Origin of the sequence: Nonomuraea sp. NPDC050663 (genome assembly GCF_044456985.1) — a bacterium.
Taxonomy (GTDB): domain Bacteria; phylum Actinomycetota; class Actinomycetes; order Streptosporangiales; family Streptosporangiaceae; genus Nonomuraea.
On sequence record NZ_JBITGL010000023.1, the window covers coordinates 63,875 to 81,437 of the forward strand.

Genomic DNA, 17,563 nt, shown 5'->3' on the forward strand with positions numbered 1-17,563 from the left:
TGCTACGAGTGCTCGACGAGGAAGGGCTCCACGGCGGCGCGCCAGCCGTCGGGCTGGTCGTAGTGGATCACGTGACCGGCCCCCTCCACCTCGGTGTAGCTGCCGTGGGGCAGCCGCTCGGCCATGGCCCTCAGCTCCGCCTCCGGCAGCATCCCCCCGGCACCGCGCACCACCAGGGCCGGGCAGCGCACCTCGGACAGCGACTTCCAGTGCTCCGGATCGTTCCATCCCTCCATCGCCCGCAGGACGTGCTCGAACTCGAAGAGGGGACGGTAACCCGTCTCGGTCTCCACGAACGACTCGCGGAAGAAGGGAGTACGGCGGGGCCACTTCTGCGTGGTGAAGAAATCGTCGATCTCGGCGACGCTCGCGAAGGGCAGCGGCCAGCTCTCGAACCAGGAGCGGATGAGCGCCGGGGGCGCCGAGTAGGTGTCGATCCCGTGGTCCTCCAGCACCAGCGCGCGCACCAGGTCGGGGCGCCGGCCGGCGAGGGTCCAGGCGACGAGCGCACCCAGGCCGTGGCCGACGACGGCCACCCGCTGGAGCCGCTGGTCCTCGATCACGGCGACGGCGTCGGAGACCAGCTGGTCCAGGAGGCCGGACTCGTCAGGGCCGGCGCTCCAGCCGTGGCCGCGCAGGTCGGTGGCGATCACGTGGAACCGCGGCGTCATCCATTGAGCAGTCCTGGCCCAGGTGGTCGCGCGGGCGAGGGTGTCGTGGAGGAGGAGGACAGGCGGGCCCTCGCCGCCGAAATCAACAAAGCCATGCCGTTGTCCAGAAATATCGAGAAATCTGCGCTCCGTCATTCGGGCACCATATCGAGCGCAAAGCCCTTCGAGCGCTTCACGGTGGACAGGGGGCTCCACGGACGAGGCGGTCAGGGCCCTGACGCCGGCCACCGGTCAGGGAACGCGGTGGTGCTTTCCGCTGGGAGCGGGCACATTCTTGCGCGCCCGGCGCGCCTTGATCGCCTCGACGAAGATCGGGATGAGCGAGATCAGCACGATCAGGAAAACGCCCGGCAGGATGTACTTGTCGATCTGCTTGGGGTCGACCTGGCCACCGAGGAAGTGGCCGAGCAGGATCAGGCTTTCCGTCCAGATCACCGCGCCGATGACATTCCAGACGAAGAACCGCTTGGGATTCATCTCCAGAACACCGGCGACCGGGTTCATGAAGGTGCGCACAATCGGGACGAAACGGGCGAGAACGATGGCTTTCGCCGGACCGAACTTCTCGAAGAACTCCTCGGCCCGCAGCACGTGCTCCTTCTTGAAGAGCTTGGAGTCGGGCTTGTCGAACATCTTGCGCCCGAATCTGGCGCCGAGGAAATGGCCCAGCTGGGCTCCCGCGATGGCGCACAGAGGCGTGCCGATCAGCAGCACGGGCAGGGAGATGGGCTCGATGCCCATGCCGATGGCCACCGAGGCGGAACTGAAGATCCCCGCAGCGACGAGGAGGGAGTCTCCTGGCAGGAAGAAACCCAGCAGCAGGCCGGTCTCGGCGAAAATGATCGCCAGAACGCCCACCGTCGCGAAAGCCCCGAGGATGGTCAGCCACCACGTCGGGTCGAGGAGATTCAAAAGCCAGTCCACGGCAGGATCGTACCTCTGAGCGAGGGGCTCGGCGGGAGAGAGCGAGGCTCAATCCGATGCCGACGATCGCCGAGGCCGCGCGACCATCAACACAGCTTGTTCACTACCACGGGGGCCACAGAGCCGGGATACTGGGCTCCGCGAAGCCGTACTTCACAGGAGATGATCATGCCTATCGCCACTCCAGAGGTCTACGCCGAGATGCTCAAGCGCGCCAAAGAGGGCGGATTCGCCTATCCGGCGATCAACGTGACCTCGTCGCAGACGCTGAACGCAGCCTTGCGCGGCTTTGCTGAAGCGGAGAGCGACGGCATCGTCCAGGTGTCCACCGGCGGCGCGGAGTTCCTCTCCGGCGCGTCGGTGAAGGACATGGTCACCGGTGCGGTGGCGCTGGCCGCCTATGCCCGCGAGGTGGCCAAGAAGTACCCGGTGACGGTGGCGCTGCACACCGACCACTGCCCGAAGGACAAGCTCGACGGGTTCATGCGCCCGCTGATCGACCTCTCGCTGGAGAAGGGCGGCGACCCGATCTTCCAGTCGCACATGTGGGACGGCTCCGCCGTGCCTCTCGACGAGAACCTCGAGATCGCCAAGGAGCTCCTCGACAAGTGCCGCCGGGCCAACATCGTCATGGAGATGGAGATCGGCGTCGTCGGCGGCGAGGAGGACGGCGTCGCCAACGAGATCAACGAGAAGCTCTACACGACGGCCGACGACGCGCTCGCCACGGCCGAGGCCGTCGGGCTCGAGGGCTACATGCTCGCCGCGACCTTCGGCAACGTGCACGGCGTCTACAAGCCGGGCCACGTCAAGCTGCGCCCGAGCGTGCTCAAGGACATCCAGGACGCCGTCGGCGCCAAGTACGGCGTCGACAAGCCGTTCGACCTGGTCTTCCACGGCGGTTCCGGATCTCTGCTCAGCGAGATCCACGAGGCGATCTCCTACGGCGTGGTGAAGATGAACATCGACACCGACACGCAGTACGCCTTCACCCGGCCGATCGCCGACCACATGTTCAAGAACTACGACGGCGTCCTCAAGGTCGACAACGAGGTCGGCAACAAGAAGGTCTACGACCCGCGCTCGTACGGCAAGAGCGCCGAGGTCGCCATGGCCGCCCGCGTGGCCGAGGCCTGCGCCCACCTGAAGAGCACTGGGACGAAGATCTCGTAGCCACCCATACGGCCCGGCGGGTATGACTTGTTACATGGACAACCTTCTCGCCGGGCCGCCGCCGACCTACCTCCCGGATCTGCCCGAGGCCAGGGAGGCGCTCGAATCGGGCGCCAAGGCCGCCGATGTCGCAGCCCGTTTCCCCGCCTACTCGGCGGCCTGGGCCACGCTGGCCGAAGAGTATTTCGCCCAGGGCCATGCCGTCACGTCCTACGCCTTCGCCCGCACCGGCTACCACCGGGGCCTTGACCACCTGCGACGCGCCGGATGGAAGGGGCACGGTCCGATCCCCTGGGACCACGAACCCAACCAGGGCTTCCTGCGCTCGTTGTACTCTCTGGCCCGCGCCGCGCAAGCGATCGGCGAGAAGGAAGAGACCGAACGATGCCTGCAGTTCCTGAAAGACAGCAGTTCCGAGGCCTATGAGGCTTTGAGCCGGAACTAGCCTTCGGGTAGTCTCTCTTCGCAAGAGCCCCTGTCGCTGTTGCGCCAGGGGTTTTCGTTTTCGTGGGAGAGGCTGAAATGCCTGCTGTTGTGATCGTCGGCGCCCAGTGGGGCGATGAGGGCAAGGGAAAGGTCACCGACCTCCTCGGTGACAGCGTCGACTACGTCGTGCGCTACCAGGGCGGGAACAACGCCGGTCACACGATCGTGATCGGGGATCAGAAGTACGCCCTCCACCTCGTACCGACGGGAGTGCTCTCCCCGAACGTCGTCCCGGTCATCGGCAACGGCGTCGTCATCGACCCGGGCGTGCTGCTCAGCGAGATCGACGGCCTGGCCGCCCGCGGCGTGTCGGCGGAGAAGCTGCTCATCTCTGCGAACGCTCACTTGATCATGCCCCACCACAAGGCCATCGACAAGGTGACCGAGCGCTACCTGGGCAAGAACAAGATCGGCACCACCGGCCGCGGCATCGGCCCGGCCTACGGCGACAAGATCTACCGCATGGGCATCCGGGTGCAGGACCTGCTCGACCCGGGCATCCTGCGCCAGAAGGTCGAGGTCGTCCTGGGCGAGCGCAACCAGGTGCTCACCAAGATCTTCAACCGCCGCGGCATCGACCTCGACAAGACCGTCGAGGAGTACCTGGGCTACGCCGAGCGGCTCAAGCCGCACATCGCCGACACCTCGCTGGTGCTGAAGAAGGCGCTGGCCGACGGCAAGTTCGTGGTGCTAGAGGGCGGCCAGGGCACGCTGCTCGACATCGACCACGGCACCTACCCGTTCGTCACCTCGTCCTCGCCGACCAGCGGCGGAGCGTGCGCGGGCGCGGGCATCCCGCCGAACAAGCTGACCAAGGTCGTCGGCATCCTCAAGGCCTACACCACCCGTGTCGGCTCCGGCCCGTTCCCGACCGAGCTCACCGACGAGATGGGCGAGTGGCTGCGCACCACCGGCGGCGAGTACGGCGTGACGACCGGGCGCAACCGCCGCTGCGGCTGGTTCGACGCGGTCATCGCGCGTTACGCCACCCGGATCAACGGCGTCACCGACTTCTTCCTCACCAAGCTCGACGTGCTCACGGGCCTGGAGCGCATCCCCGTCTGCGTCGCCTACGACGTCGACGGCGTGCGCCACGAGGAGATCCCGATGACGCAGACCGAGTTCCACCACGCCACGCCGATCTACGAGGAGTTCCCCGGCTGGACCGAGGACATCACGGGCTGCAAGTCGTTCGGTGACCTGCCGCCGAACGCCCAGGCGTACGTGCGCAAGCTGGAGGAGCTCAGCGAGGCCCCGATCTCCGCGGTCGGCGTCGGGCCGGGCCGCGACCAGACGATCGTGATCAACCCGCTCGTCTGACCCCGGGTGCCACCAGGCAAGACGCTGGTCAAACTCCAGTAGCGGCGTGGCATCACGAGAGTCAGATTCACGTTGGGTAGGGTCCCCGGTGTGCGTGCCGAGATTCATGGACACCGGGGAGCCCGCGGCCTGTGGCCGGAGAACACCCTGCCCGGACTGAGCAAGACCCTCGAACTCGGCGTGGACGCGCTGGAGTTCGACGTGGCCGTGACCGCCGACCGCAAGCTCGTGCTCACGCACGACCTGCACGTGTCCGGCGTCACCAGCGCCGACACCGCCCCGCTGGTGGAGGGCGATCCCCTCTTTCCGTACGTGGGCAAGCCGATCAACGCCCTCACGCTGGCGCAGTTGCGCACGCTCGACGTGGGCGTGCGGCTGCCGCGTCATCCCGACGACCCCTTCGCGCCGACGCAGGTGGCCATGCCCGACACCCGCATGCCCACCCTGGGCGCGGTGCTGGGCCTGGTCAACGCCTACGCGGCCGACGGCGTGCGGATGCACGTGGAGCTGAAGTCCGACCCCACCAGGCCCGAGTTGTGCATCGAGCCCGAGCTGTTCACCGAGCTGGTGCTGGAGGAGCTCGACAGGCACAAGCGCCTGGCCGGCGCGGCCATCCTGAGCTTCGACTGGCGCGTGCTCGAGGCCGCCGCCAAGCTCGCGCCGGGCACCCGCCGGTTCGCCCTGATCGAGCCCGACACGCTGCACTGGCACGGCTGCCTGGGCGACGACGTGCCCGCGGCCGCCGCGACCGCCGGGGCGACCACGATCTCGCCCGAGGACGTCATGGTCGACGAGGCGTTCATGGCCCAGGCCGCGGCGGCCGGGCTGGACGTGGCCGTGTGGACGGTGAACTCGGTCGAGAAGGCCGCGCGCATGCTGGACCTCGGCGTGGCCGGAATTGTTACCGATTACCCGGATTTGATCCGCGATCTCTGGGTTTCCAGAGGTATGGAAGTTCCGCCAGGTTTGCGAGTCCCAGTACGCGCTTAAAGTCTGGCTTTGTCTGGATAAGATCCCCTCTTATGCAGCCACTGCGGTCGGGGGATCCACAGGCGCTGGGAAACTACCAGCTCACCGGCTTTCTCGGCGAAGGCGGCCAAGGCACCGTCTTCGCCGGCTACGCGCCCGGCGGCGCGAGAGTCGCGGTCAAGATCCTCCACGCCCGCTTCGCGGGCGACGCCACCGCCGTCCAGCGATTCCAGCGCGAGGTCGAACTGGCCCAGCGGGTGGCGCAGTTCTGTACGGCCCGCGTGCTCGACCATGGTGTCGCGGGCGGCGTGCCGTACATCGTGTCGGAGTTCGTCGAGGGCATCTCGCTGCAGGAGGCCGTGCGCCGGCGCGGGCCCCTGCTCGGCGACGACCTCGTACGGCTCGCGGTCGCGACCATGACCGCCCTGGTCTCCATCCACCGGGCGGGGATCGTGCACCGCGACTTCAAGCCGTCGAACGTGCTGCTGGCCGCCGACGGGCCCCGCGTGATCGACTTCGGGATCGCCCGCGCCCTCGACGCGCCCTCCGTGACCGCAAGCAGCGTGGTGGGGTCGCCGGGGTACATGTCGCCGGAGCAGATCATGGGCGCCTCCGTGGGCGCGGCGTCCGACCTGTTCTCGTGGGCGGGGACCATGGTCTTCGCGGCGACGGGGAAACTGGCGTTCGGGAACGACACGATTCCCGCGGTCATGCATCGTGTGCTGAACGTCGAGCCGGATCTGGGCGAGGTTCCCGAGCCGCTGCGCGAGCTGCTGGGGGCCTGCCTGGCCAAGGAGGCCGCCCGGCGGCCCGACGCTCAGGAGGCCTGGAGCGCTCTCATGGGCGGCTCCGCGCCCTCCACAGGACCGGTCGCCGCCTCGCCGACCGTGGGCGGCTCCTCAGGGCTCGCGGGGCCGGTCATCGGCGCGTCCCCGTCGCCCTCCGCCCTGCCGCCCGCGCCCTTCGGCGGCGCGCCTCAGGCAGGCGCCGCCGCCCCAACGGGCCAGGCGGCCCACCCCGGCACCGGCAGCGGCCCGAACACCGAAGGCGTGGGCACCGGAGGCGTGGGCACCGGCGGGCCGAGCATCGCGGGCCCGGGCGTCGCGGGCCCGGGCGTCGGAGGGCCGGGCTACGGAGGCCCAAGCATCGGCGGCCCCAGCGCCGGGGGCCCGAGCGGCGGAGGCCCGAGCTACGGAGGCTCGGGCGTCAAGGGCAACGGGCGTGGGCGGGTTCACCTGGCGGCCTTAGTCGCCGGGGGGACGGCCGTGGTGGCGGCCGGGGCGTGGGTGTTGTGGCCGCAGCCGCCCGTCACCCCGCCCGCCCAGGCCACCACCACGACGACCACGTCCGCGCCCGCCCCCGTCCACACGGTCACCGTCGTGGCCAGCCCCACCCCGGTGGCGCAGAAGGCCAAGGAGCAGCCCAGGGCCACCCCGAGCGGCTCCCCCGCGGCGACCGCGTCCACGAGCCCGAGCCCGGCGCCCAGCCCGAGCGTCAGCCCCACGCCGACGATCACCCCCACGACCCGGCCGGTCGCCGGCGGGTGGAAGCGCCAGTCGCATCTCAAGCCCGGCCCGTGGAAGATCACCGGCCCGAGCGGCGCCCGGCTGAACGGCTACGTCGACGACACCGACATGTGGCGCGGCCTGCTGTGGAAACGACGCCCGATGAGCACCGACTTCTCCGTCTCGGTCCGCGTCAGGCTGCTCGACCTCGGCCGCAAGCAGAAGAACCCGAAGCTCGGCCTCCTGCTGTCGCACACCAGGCCGGTGAACGACGTCGCCCTCTACCTCGAACCGCAGACCGCCGGCGGCGTCGTCACCGCGATCTTCTGGACCGACGGCCAGATGGCGTGGTACCGCCTGCCGCAGACCACGATGTTCGACATGTGGGCGCCGCACACCCTGAAGGTGGTGCGCAAGGGCAGGATGTATTCGTTCTTCGTGGACGGTGAGAAGCAGTTCGAGCGCGAGGGCGGCGTCGATCCCAAGGGCGTCGGCTGGGTGGGAGTCGCGGGGTCGGACGTCAGGGCCGACTTCCGCAACTTCACCCTGAGGATCGGCTAGAGCCAGCCGTTACGGCGGAAGCCGCGCCACAACAACGTGCATGCCACGCCCATGAACCCCAGCACCGCGGGGAAGCCCCACACCTGGGTGGCGCCCGGCAGGACGTCGAAGTTCATGCCGTAGATGCCCGCGATCATCGTGGGCACGGTCAGCAGGGCCACCCACGAGGAGATCTTGCGCATGTCCTCGTTGGCGATGGTGTTCGAGCGGGCCAGGGCCGCCTGCAGGATCGAGTTCGACAGTTCGTTGGACGACTCGATCTGCTCGCACACCCTGCTCAGGTGGTCGCTGACGTCGCGGAAGTATTCGCGCATCTCGTTGGGGATCACCCGGCGCTGCGGCAGCGCGGCCATGGGCGACTGGAGCGGGGTGATGGCCCGCTTCATCTCCAGCATCTCGCGCTTGAGCTGGTAGATCCGGTTGATGTCGCGCGAGGTGACGTCGGCGAAGACGGTCGCCTCGACCTCTTCCAGCTCCAGTTGCATGAGGTCGGCGACCTGCAGGTAGCGGTCGACGACGTGGTCGGAGATGGCGTGCAGCACTCCGGCCGGGCCCCGGTTCATCAGGTCGGGGGTGTCTTCTAGCCGCTCGCGCACCTCGGTCAGCGGGCAGTGCGCGCCGTGCCGTACGGTCACCACGAAGTCGGTGCCGAGGAAGACCATGATCTCGCCGGTGGCGATGATCTCGCTGGTCGCGGTCAGCTCGTCGTGGTCGAGGTAAGCGATGGTCTTCAGCACCATGAACAGGGAGTCGCCGTAGCGCTCGACCTTGGGCCGCTGGTGCGCCTTGACGGCGTCCTCGACCGACAGCGGGTGCAGTCCGAAGACGTCGGCCAGCCACTCGACCTCGGGCGCGGCGGGCTCGTGCAGGCCGACCCAGACGAATGCCTTGGGGCCGTTCTCCAGGAGGTTGTGCTCGCGCACCAGGTTGAGTGACTCGACGATGCCGTCGGCGCACACCCTCTGGCCGTCGATGTAGGCGCCGTACTCGACGATCGAATCGACGGGCGGGACGCAGGCGGCCCGCTCAGGCATGACGATGGGCCGCATGACGTGCGGCGGCTTCACGGGGTGACGGTTGCTGCGACGGAAAAGCGTGGACGAGCGCATGGCAGTCCCTTTCCGCCCGACCTTTGCACGCTCCACGCGTGACGAAAGACGTCATCACCTCACAGCTACGAATGCGTGGAGGAACGATCAGGCTGCCGGATTGGAGTGGTCGGGGGTATGCACGCCGGAGTACGCGTGCGAGCGCGTACTGCTGGGATCACCAGGATTCATCCCGGACCACCTCCAATCACAAGAGACACCTCAAGCCGCCCTAATCTACCACAGTCGGTTTGAGCCAAATTGACGATACTCCCCCTCCGCATCGTGATCAGGTAAAACGGCGCAAAGACTCTGGCCGCATCCGGACACCTGACTCACAGTAAAGTCTGCAGAATGACGATCTCGTATGACGTGTCCGGTGACGGTCCCGCTGTGCTCCTGCTCCACTCGGGGGTCTGCGACCGCCGCATGTGGGACGGCCAGGTCCAGCCCCTCGTGGCGGCCGGCTACCGCGTGGTCCGCCCTGACCTGCGCGGATTCGGCGACTCGCCGCTCCCCCCGCACCAGTTCGACAACGCCGAGGACGTGGCGGGCCTCCTGGAGTACCTGAACATCCGGCAGGTGACCCTGGTCGGCTCCTCGTACGGCGGCGAGGTCGCGCTGGAGGTGGCCGCGCGCTGGCCCGGCCTCGTCGACGGCATGGTGCTGCTGTCGTCGGCACTGCCCGGCCACACGCCCTCGTTCGAGCTGCAGCTCGTGGGCGAGCGCGAGGAGGCGCTGGTCGAGGCGGGCGACCTGCGGGGGGCCGCGCAGCTCATGGTCGACACCTGGCTGGGCCCCGACGCCGATGCCGCGGCCCGCGAGGCCGTGGTCCGCATGCAGATGCGCGCCTACGAGCTGCAGCTGGCGGCCGACGGCGACCGCGCGAAGAACGCGTTCGACCTGGGCGCGATCAAGGCGCACTGCCTCGTCGTCTCCGGCACCCACGACCTCGACGACTTCCGCCAGATCGCCACCCACCTGACCTCGCAACTCGCCGACGCCTACTACGTGGAGCTGCCCTGGGCTGCGCATCTGCCGAGCATGGAGCGTCCCTCGGCGACCGCCGACCTCCTCATCGGGTTCCTGCGCAGGCCGCGGTAACGGGTACTGGAACAATGGGGGCCGTGCGCGTTCTTGTGATTGGATCCGGCGGCCGGGAGCACGCCCTGTGCCGGTCCCTCAAACTCGACCCCCAGGTCACCGACCTCCACTGCGCTCCCGGCAACCCGGGCATCGCGGAGATCGCCGGCCTCCACGACGTCGACCCGCTGAACCCCGCCCAGGTCACGGGCCTTGCCACCGAGCTCGAGGCCGACCTGGTCGTCGTGGGCCCGGAGGCGCCGCTGGTGGCGGGCGTGGCCGACGCGGTCCGCGCGGCGGGCATCCCGGTCTTCGGCCCCTCCAAGGAGGCCGCCCAGGTCGAGGGCTCCAAGACGTTCGCCAAGGACGTCATGGCCGCGGCGGGCGTGCCGACGGCCAGGGCCCACACCTGCACCACCCCCGAGGAGGCCGAGCGCGCGCTGGCGGAGTTCGGCGCGCCGTACGTGGTCAAGGACGACGGTCTCGCGGCGGGCAAGGGCGTCGTCGTGACCGACGACCTCGGCGCGGCGCTGGCCCACGCGGCCTCCTGCCGTCAGGTGGTGATCGAGGAGTTCCTCGACGGCCCCGAGGTGTCGCTCTTCGCCCTCTGCGACGGCGTCACCGCCGTCGCGCTACAGCCGGCGCAGGACTTCAAGCGCGCCTTCGACGGCGACGAGGGCCCCAACACCGGTGGCATGGGCGCCTACACACCGCTCCCGTGGGCCCCCACCGACCTGACCGACCAGGTGATGCGCGAGGTCGTGCACCCGACCCTCGAAGAGCTCGTACGGCGGGGCACGCCGTTCCAGGGCGTGCTGTACGTCGGCCTGGCGCTGACGAGCAAGGGCCCGAAGGTCATCGAGTTCAACGCCCGCTTCGGCGACCCCGAGACCGAGGTGCTGCTCGACCGGCTGCAGACCCCGCTGGCCGGGCTGCTGATGGAGTGCGCCACGGGCGCGCTGACCACGACTCCCGTGTTCCGGCCGGGCTCGGCGGTCACCGTGATCGTCGCCTCCGAGGGTTACCCGGAAAGCCCCGTCAAGGGCGACGTGATCAGCGGCCTGCAGGAGACCGACCACGCCTACGTGCTGCACGCCGGGACGTCGGCGGCCGACGGGCAGATCGTGTCGTCGGGCGGCCGCGTGCTGGCCGTCGTCGGCCACGGCCCCGACCAGCAGAGCGCCAGGCAGGCCGCCTACGACCTCGTCGGCAGGATCGGGCTGCGCGGCTCCCACTACCGCAAGGACATCGCCCAGTGAAGCACCTGCACTCCGGCAAGGTACGCGACCTGTACCTGACCGACGAGGGCCACCTGCTGATGGTGGCCTCCGACCGGATCTCGGCCTTCGACTACATCCTCGAGCCCGGCATCCCCGACAAGGGCGCGATCCTGACGCAGCTGTCGCTGTGGTGGTTCGACCAGCTCGCCGACGTCGTGCCCAACCACATCGTGCAGCCGGGTCCCGACAAGCGCAGCGTGGTGTGCAAGCCGCTGAAGATGGTCGAGGTCGAGTGCGTGGCCCGCGGCTACCTGACCGGGGGCGGGCTGGCGGAGTACCGAGCGACGGGCACCGTGTCGGGGGTGGAGCTGCCGCCGGGTCTCGAAGACGGCTCGCGGCTGCCCGAGCCGATCTTCACGCCCTCCACGAAGGCGCCGATGGGCGAGCACGACGAGCCGATCAGCTACGAGCAGGTGGTGGAGCTCGTGGGATCGGAGACAGCGGAAAAGCTTAAAGAAATCACCATAAATACGTATAAAAAGGGTGCGGCGATCGCCCTCGACAAAGGCATCATCGTCGCCGACACCAAGATCGAGCTCGGCTGGGACTCCAACGGAGTTCTTACACTCGGAGATGAAGTTCTCACCCCGGATTCGTCCCGTTTCTGGCCCGCCTCGGAGTGGCGGCCAGGGCGCGCGCAGCCCTCGTTTGACAAGCAGTTTGTCCGCGATTGGCTGACTTCGCCCGAATCAGGATGGGACAAAGCCTCAGGTACCGAACCGCCCGCCCTGCCAGCCGAGGTAGTCGACCAGACCAGGCGACGCTACCTCGAAGCGTACGAACGCCTCACAGGTCACTCCTTTACCGCGTAGTTCGGCTGGCTCGGGGGTTAACAACGGCTACTGTTAGCCCCTATCGAGCCAGACCGATATACGTCCCCGAGGAGCGCCAGGAATGGTCCGTTACCGCGTGCGCGGTGGCAACGCACTGCGCGGAACCGCGTTCATCCAGGGCGCGAAGAACGCCGTGCTGCCGATGATCGGCGCCGCGTTGCTCGCCGCCAAGGGACGCACGGTGCTGCGCAATGTCCCGATCATCGAGGATGTCAGGCGCGCGGTCGAGCTCGCCCAGTCCGTCGGCGCCCACGTCGAGCTGCACGAGGCCGAGCGCACCCTGGTGATCGACGCCTCGCGGCTCACCAGCGCCGTGCTGCCCGCCGAGATCGCCCGCCGCTTCCGCGGCAGCGTGCTGTTCACCCCGGCGCTCATGCACCGCCTGGGCGAGGCGATCGTCGAGGGCGTGGGCGGCTGCAACCTGGGCAGCCGCAACCTCGACTTCCACTACCTGGGCTACAAGCGCCTGGGCGCGATCGTCGACGAGGGCGAGACCGTCATCCACGTCAAGGCCAGCGGCCTGACCGGCGCGACCCTGTACCTGGACACGCCCTCGCACACCGGCACCGAGAACCTCATCATGGCCGCGTCGCTGGCCAACGGCGTCACCGTCATCGAGAACGCGGCCCTTGAGCCCGAGGTTCTCGACGTGATCGAGATGCTCACCAAGATGGGCGCGCGCATCACCGGCGGCGGCACCGGCTTCATCACCGTCGAGGGCGTCGACGAGCTGCACGGCGTCGAGCACACCGTCATGCCCGACCGCCTCGACGCGGGCGTCTTCGCCATGGCCGCCGCCCTCACCGGCGGGGAGCTGTCGCTCGTCGGCACCGGCCTCGACCTCGGCGTCGTGCGCTACAAGCTGGAGCAGATGGGCGTCGACTTCGCCCGCCAGGGCGCGGTGCTGCACGTCAAGTGCGACCGCCCGCTGCGGCCGATCAACATCATCACCGACACCTACCCGGGTTTCGCCACCGACCTGCAGTCGCCCATGATGACCGTCGCCGCCCTGGCCGACGGCGTCAGCTACATCCACGAGCGCATCTTCGACGGCCGCTTCGCGCTGGCCGGCGAGCTCAACAAGATGGGCGCCAGGATCGAGGTCGACGGCTCCCGCGCGGTCGTGCGCGGCCGTACTCCTCTGACCGGCACCCGAGTCACCGCCCACGATCTGCGTTCGGGCATCGCGCTGGTGCTGGCGGGACTGGCGGCGACCGGTGAGACGGTCATCGAGTCGGGTTACCTGATTGACCGCGGCCACGCCTATCTCGCCGAGCGAATGCGGGCCCTCGGAGCGGACATTACGCGAGAGATTTCTGGGCCATAAAAAGGGTGTTCAAAGTGGCTCTGAGCTGCTGAAACATCCTCTCGGAGAGTCAACCAGAACGACTTTCCGGAAAAGTCGGGCGTGACATTACGGCCCCCGCGAGCGATCGTTCCAAAAGAGAGAGACAACTGCGACGGATGGCAGGATGGGACGAACATTGGTCGAGCGGACCGAAGAGCCTCCCCGAGTGTCACGCCCGGGCGCCATGACACCGGACCTCACCATTGGCGTGGTGGGGCCGCATGACCTCGTCGAGAGGGTCATGCTCATGGGCCACGCAGCCGCGCCCCTGCCGTGTCGCCTGGTGGCTGCCGCCTACCGCGACGAGCAGGAGGCAGCCGACAAGGTCACCCGGCTCGGTCCAGGAGTGGACGCGTGCCTGTTCGCCAGCCCGGTTCCCTACGAGCTGGCTCGACGTTCCGGCGTGCTCACCATGCCGGCGACATACGTGCAGGTGGGCGGGGCAGGGCTGATCGCGGCGTTGGCGAAGGCTGCACTTGACACCCGATTCGATCCCCAGCGGGTCAGCATCGACGTGATCAGCAGGGCAGAGGTTGAGGAGGCGTACACAGATCTGGGCATCTCCGCTACGGATGTCCACAGCCGCGACGAGCCCGGCGCCACCGGGACCATCGCGGCCTACCACGAAAGACTGGCCCGACAAGGGGCCACCACCGGCGCACTGACCTGCCTGCCCTCCGTGGCCGACAGGCTCCAGAGCGCGGGCGTGCCGGCCATCCGGATACGGCCCACCTCCGCCGCCGTGCGTACGGCGCTGCACACAGCGGCGCTCCTGGGCGCACATCACCGGCTGGAGGAGTCACAGCTCACCGTCGTTCTCGTGGAGGTCCCCACCCTTCGCGAGCCCGTACGGCGGGCATCACCGCGATACTGGCGCGACGAGCTACGTCTGTCGCTCCACCGGCTGCTGGTCCAGGAAGCCAACCGCATCAACGCGACGGTCTGGCCGATCGACGACCACAGCTACCTGGTGACGGCGACCCGCGGCTCCATCGCCGCGGCCACCGACGGCTTCCGGGTCCTGCCCTTCGCCGCCCGCATTCGCGACGAGCTCGGTCTCGCCGTCGAAGTGGGCGTCGGCATGGGCCGCACCACCCACGACGCCGAATCCCACGCCCGTGCCGCCCTGGCTCGTACCCAGGCGGGAAAGCAGGCTCAGGGGTTCGCCGTCGACCGCGAGGGCCGCGCTCTGGTCCCCGCACCCCGGATGCCCCCGGCGGGCTCCACCCCCTTGAAGCCGAAGGGCATCGAGGTCCTGGCCAGACTCGCCGCCAAGCTCGAAGGCGGGGACACCGTGGTCGACGCTGAAGGTGCGGGCAAGATGCTGGGGGTCACCCCCCGCACGGCCCGGAGGTTGCTGCGCACGTTGGTTGACGAGGGACTCGCGTGGCCGCTGCCTCCGAACCGCACGCCTCAGCCCGGCCGTCCACGGCAGCTCTACCGGCTGATCGTCGAGAAGCTCGGACCACGCTGACGCCCTTCACGAACAGGCCCGCCGTCCCCCTTCCCCTTTCCAGGGACGGCGGGCCGCCCCACCGTGACGCGCCTGCAATGATCATTGAAGCCAACAGTTCGTGTCACGAATAATGGTAGGCTGCCCGGATGGGCAAGGACACGGGCGAAAAGCTGGGCGTGGTGAGCGCGCTGGTCCGTTCGGCGTTTCTCGTGAACGCCGTCTACGCCGAGTCCGCCCGCGAGTACGGCCTGACCCCCCAGCAGGGCCAGCTGCTGTGCGTCCTGATGGCCAAGCCCTACCGCATGAGCGATCTGGGAGCGGTCCTGCGCCTGGCCAAGTCGAGCCTGACCGAGCTGGTCGACCGAAGCTCCCAGCGGGGGCTGGTGCGACGCGAGCCCGATCCGAACGACGGCAGGGCCGTGTGCGTCACGCTGACCACGCAGGGCGGCAAGCTCGCCGACGCCTTCTACAACGAGACCGTCAGGCGGCTCGAGGGCCTGCCCGCGAGCCTCGGCGACACCGACAGGGAAATGCTCGCGGAGTTGCTGGCACGCATGGTCATGGACAACGAGGCCCCCGTCGTCTTCATGGACCGCAATTAGTTCGCGCAGCGAACTGAGATCCAAGGGCCGGTAAAGTTCTTGTCGGTGGCGCCCTGTAGAGTCATGAGCCATGCAACAAGACACCACTGACAAGCGCAAGGCGATCCTGATCTGGGTGGCGCTCGGGCTGGTCTATGTGGTGTGGGGCTCCACCTATCTCGGCATCAAGCTCGCCATCGAGACCATGCCCCCGATGCTCCACGGCGCGCTGCGGTTCTCCGCGGCGGCGCTGATCCTCGGTGTGGTCGTGGCGATCCGCAGCCGCGACGCCTTCCGCATGACGGCCAGGGAGTTCCTCGGCGCGGCGATCGTCGGCGTGCTCCTGCTCACCGCGGGCAACGGCATGGTGGCCGTCGCCGAGCAGCACATCTCGACCGGCCTGGCCGCGCTGCTCGTGGCCTCGGTGCCGCTGTGGCTGGTGATCTTCAGGCTGCTGGTCAGAGACCGGCCCAAGCTGGTGACGCTCATCGGCGTGCTGGTGGGCTTCGGCGGAGTGGCGGCGCTGTCGCTCAGCGGTGGATCCGAGGGGTCCACCACCGGCATCGTGGTGATCCTGCTCGCGTCGTTCTCGTGGGCGGTGGGGTCGTTCCTGTCAGGGCGCATCGCGATGCCGAAGAACCCGTTCGCGGCCAGCACCGTCGAGATGGCGGTGGGCGCGGTGGGGCTGGCGGTGTTCGGCCTGTCGGCCGGCGAGCGCCTCGACCTCGCCCAGGTCTCGACCACCTCGTGGCTGGGCCTGCTCTACCTGATCCTGGTGGGCTCGCTGGTCGGGTTCACGTCGTACGTGTGGCTGCTCGGCAACGCGCCCATCTCGCTGGTGTCGACCTACGCCTACGTCAACCCGGTGGTCGCGGTGGTGCTGGGCGCGCTGATGTTGTCCGAGCCGGTCACCCCGCAGATCCTCGCGGGCGGCCTGGTGATCGTGGTGGGCGTCGCCCTGGTGATCTCCACGGAGCGCCGCTCGAAGCGCCCCGTGCCGGCCGCCAAGGACCTGGAGACCACCACCAGCGGCTTCAGTCGAGGTCGAGACAGATGACCGCGGGCGGAGTGAAACCGTTGAAGCAGATCGAGGCGTAGCTGGTGGTGTAGGCCCCCGCGCTGAGGATGTCGACGTGGTCGCCCGCGGTCAGCCCCAGGGGCAGCGTGTACGGCGCGCGCTCGAAGAGGATGTCGGCGCTGTCGCAGGTCGGCCCGGCCAGCACCGCGGGCCCCTCGGGGCCGCCGTCGAGCGCGGTCGACACGCGGTAGCGGATCGCCTCCCCCTCGGTCTCGGCCAGCCCGCCGAACCGGCCGATGTCGAGGTAGATCCACCGGTCCTTGCTGCGCTCGTCGGAGACCAGGACGATCTCGGTGCGCAGCACGCCCGCGTCGGCGACCAGGCAGCGGCCCGGCTCCATCGCCAGCTCGCCGGCGAAGCCGGGGAAGTGGCGGGCGACCGAGGCCAGGATCGCCTCGCCGTACGCGCTCATCGGCGGCTGCTCGCCCTGGTATCGGGCGGGCAGCCCGCCGCCCATGTTGAGCAGGCGCATCGGCAGGCCGCAGTCGGCGAAGGCCTGTGCGGCGGCGGCGATCGGCGCCTCCCAGCTCGTGGGGTCGAGCTGCTGGGAGCCGACGTGGAAGGAGATGCCGACGGGCACCAGGCCCAGGTCGAAGGCCTTCCTCAGGAGCGAGGCGGCCTGCTCGGGCGGGCAGCCGAACTTGCGGCCCAGCGGCCACAACGCGCCGGCGGAGGTGGCGGCGATCCGGCAGAAGACCTGCGCTCCCGGAGCGTGCTCGGCCAGCTTCTCCAACTCCTGCGGGCTGTCGAAGACGAACAGGCGCACACCGCGCGAGTACGCGTAGGCGATGTCCCGCGCTTTTTTGGCGGGGTTGCCGTAGGAAAGCGTTTCCGGTGCCGCGCCGGCGGCCAGGCACAGGTCGATTTCCGCGGTGCTGGCCACGTCGAAAGAAGCGCCGTGGCGCACCAGCAGCTCCACGATTTCGGGCTGCGGGTTGGCTTTCACGGCGTAATAGCACGTCACGCCGGGAAAGGTCCGGGTGAACTCGTTCAGGCGTTCGGCGACGACATGCAGGTCCAGCACGAGGACCGGGGTAGCGGGGGCCTGCTCGGCGAGGTGGGCCCGAGCGCGCTCGAAGCTCTGGAGGGTGGTCACGAGCGATGAGTATGCACACTTTTCCGCGCGCGTGCGTTGACTGAACAGCCATTCAGAATTGACTGGTTAATCATTCAGCGACTGACTGGTTAGCCATTCAGTGAAATAATG

16 protein-coding genes are annotated in these 17,563 nt (G+C 68.8%); 12 read left to right on the plus strand and 4 right to left on the minus strand.

What is annotated here, in order from left to right:
* Positions 1 to 2: 2 nt before the first annotated feature.
* Positions 3 to 806 carry an alpha/beta fold hydrolase gene (locus tag ACIBH1_RS43400; RefSeq protein ID WP_397319947.1) on the minus strand — a complete coding sequence of 268 codons (804 nt, stop codon included), beginning with the start codon at positions 804 to 806 and terminating at the stop codon, positions 3 to 5.
* Positions 807 to 902: 96 nt separating this feature from the next.
* The gene (locus tag ACIBH1_RS43405; protein ID WP_397319948.1) at positions 903 to 1,595 is read right to left on the minus strand and encodes a DedA family protein; all 693 of its coding nucleotides are present in this window, start codon (positions 1,593 to 1,595) and stop codon (positions 903 to 905) included.
* A gap of 162 nt (positions 1,596 to 1,757) precedes the next feature.
* Between ACIBH1_RS43405 and fbaA the strand changes: the two genes are divergently transcribed.
* The 5 genes from fbaA to ACIBH1_RS43430 all read left to right on the plus strand — a co-directional run bounded on the left by fbaA (position 1,758) and on the right by ACIBH1_RS43430 (position 7,609).
* Complete coding sequence (gene fbaA, locus ACIBH1_RS43410) at positions 1,758 to 2,768, plus strand: class II fructose-bisphosphate aldolase (RefSeq protein ID WP_397319949.1); 1,011 nt, start codon at positions 1,758 to 1,760, stop codon at positions 2,766 to 2,768.
* A 34-nt stretch (positions 2,769 to 2,802) separates the two neighbouring features.
* On the plus strand, positions 2,803 to 3,213 hold the full coding sequence (locus tag ACIBH1_RS43415; protein ID WP_220133578.1) for a DUF3151 domain-containing protein: 411 nt from the start codon (positions 2,803 to 2,805) through the stop codon (positions 3,211 to 3,213).
* A 77-nt stretch (positions 3,214 to 3,290) separates the two neighbouring features.
* A complete protein-coding gene (locus ACIBH1_RS43420) occupies positions 3,291 to 4,574 on the plus strand; it encodes an adenylosuccinate synthase (RefSeq protein ID WP_397319950.1) in 1,284 nt (427 codons plus the stop codon).
* A 90-nt stretch (positions 4,575 to 4,664) separates the two neighbouring features.
* Entirely contained in the window at positions 4,665 to 5,564 is a 900-nt protein-coding gene (locus tag ACIBH1_RS43425; protein ID WP_397319951.1) for a glycerophosphodiester phosphodiesterase family protein, read from the plus strand.
* Between the two features lie 32 nt (positions 5,565 to 5,596).
* Positions 5,597 to 7,609 (plus strand): serine/threonine protein kinase, encoded by a 2,013-nt coding sequence (locus tag ACIBH1_RS43430; RefSeq protein ID WP_397319952.1) that lies wholly within the window; start codon positions 5,597 to 5,599, stop codon positions 7,607 to 7,609.
* Here the strand turns inward: ACIBH1_RS43430 and ACIBH1_RS43435 are convergent.
* Positions 7,606 to 8,676, minus strand: a complete 1,071-nt coding sequence (locus ACIBH1_RS43435) for a magnesium and cobalt transport protein CorA (RefSeq protein WP_397319953.1) — start codon at positions 8,674 to 8,676, stop codon at positions 7,606 to 7,608. The two genes, ACIBH1_RS43430 and ACIBH1_RS43435, sit on opposite strands and share 4 nt — an antisense overlap.
* A gap of 375 nt (positions 8,677 to 9,051) precedes the next feature.
* On the opposite strand from ACIBH1_RS43435, the gene ACIBH1_RS43440 reads away from it, so the two are divergent.
* The 7 genes from ACIBH1_RS43440 (at position 9,052) to ACIBH1_RS43470 (ending at position 16,335) form a co-directional block, all read left to right on the plus strand.
* The gene (locus ACIBH1_RS43440) at positions 9,052 to 9,801 is read left to right on the plus strand and encodes an alpha/beta fold hydrolase (protein ID WP_397319954.1); all 750 of its coding nucleotides are present in this window, start codon (positions 9,052 to 9,054) and stop codon (positions 9,799 to 9,801) included.
* Positions 9,802 to 9,824: 23 nt separating this feature from the next.
* Positions 9,825 to 11,039 (plus strand): phosphoribosylamine--glycine ligase, encoded by a 1,215-nt coding sequence (gene purD, locus ACIBH1_RS43445; RefSeq protein ID WP_397319955.1) that lies wholly within the window; start codon positions 9,825 to 9,827, stop codon positions 11,037 to 11,039.
* Positions 11,036 to 11,872, plus strand: a complete 837-nt coding sequence (locus ACIBH1_RS43450) for a phosphoribosylaminoimidazolesuccinocarboxamide synthase (RefSeq protein ID WP_397319956.1) — start codon at positions 11,036 to 11,038, stop codon at positions 11,870 to 11,872. Before purD ends, ACIBH1_RS43450 begins: the two co-directional genes overlap by 4 nt.
* Before the next feature lie 82 nt (positions 11,873 to 11,954).
* A complete protein-coding gene (gene murA / locus ACIBH1_RS43455) occupies positions 11,955 to 13,220 on the plus strand; it encodes a UDP-N-acetylglucosamine 1-carboxyvinyltransferase (RefSeq protein WP_397319957.1) in 1,266 nt (421 codons plus the stop codon).
* A 205-nt stretch (positions 13,221 to 13,425) separates the two neighbouring features.
* Positions 13,426 to 14,715: a GTP cyclohydrolase IIa gene (locus tag ACIBH1_RS43460; RefSeq protein ID WP_181610341.1), complete on the plus strand. Its 1,290-nt coding sequence runs from the start codon at positions 13,426 to 13,428 to the stop codon at positions 14,713 to 14,715.
* 128 nt (positions 14,716 to 14,843) lie between these two features.
* The gene (locus tag ACIBH1_RS43465) at positions 14,844 to 15,299 is read left to right on the plus strand and encodes a MarR family winged helix-turn-helix transcriptional regulator (protein ID WP_397319958.1); all 456 of its coding nucleotides are present in this window, start codon (positions 14,844 to 14,846) and stop codon (positions 15,297 to 15,299) included.
* Positions 15,300 to 15,369: 70 nt separating this feature from the next.
* A complete protein-coding gene (locus ACIBH1_RS43470) occupies positions 15,370 to 16,335 on the plus strand; it encodes an EamA family transporter (RefSeq protein WP_397319959.1) in 966 nt (321 codons plus the stop codon).
* On the opposite strand, the gene ACIBH1_RS43475 is transcribed toward ACIBH1_RS43470, so the two are convergent.
* Positions 16,313 to 17,452 carry a type III PLP-dependent enzyme gene (locus ACIBH1_RS43475; RefSeq protein ID WP_397319960.1) on the minus strand — a complete coding sequence of 380 codons (1,140 nt, stop codon included), beginning with the start codon at positions 17,450 to 17,452 and terminating at the stop codon, positions 16,313 to 16,315. The genes ACIBH1_RS43470 and ACIBH1_RS43475 overlap by 23 nt on opposite strands.
* Positions 17,453 to 17,563 lie beyond the last annotated feature (111 nt).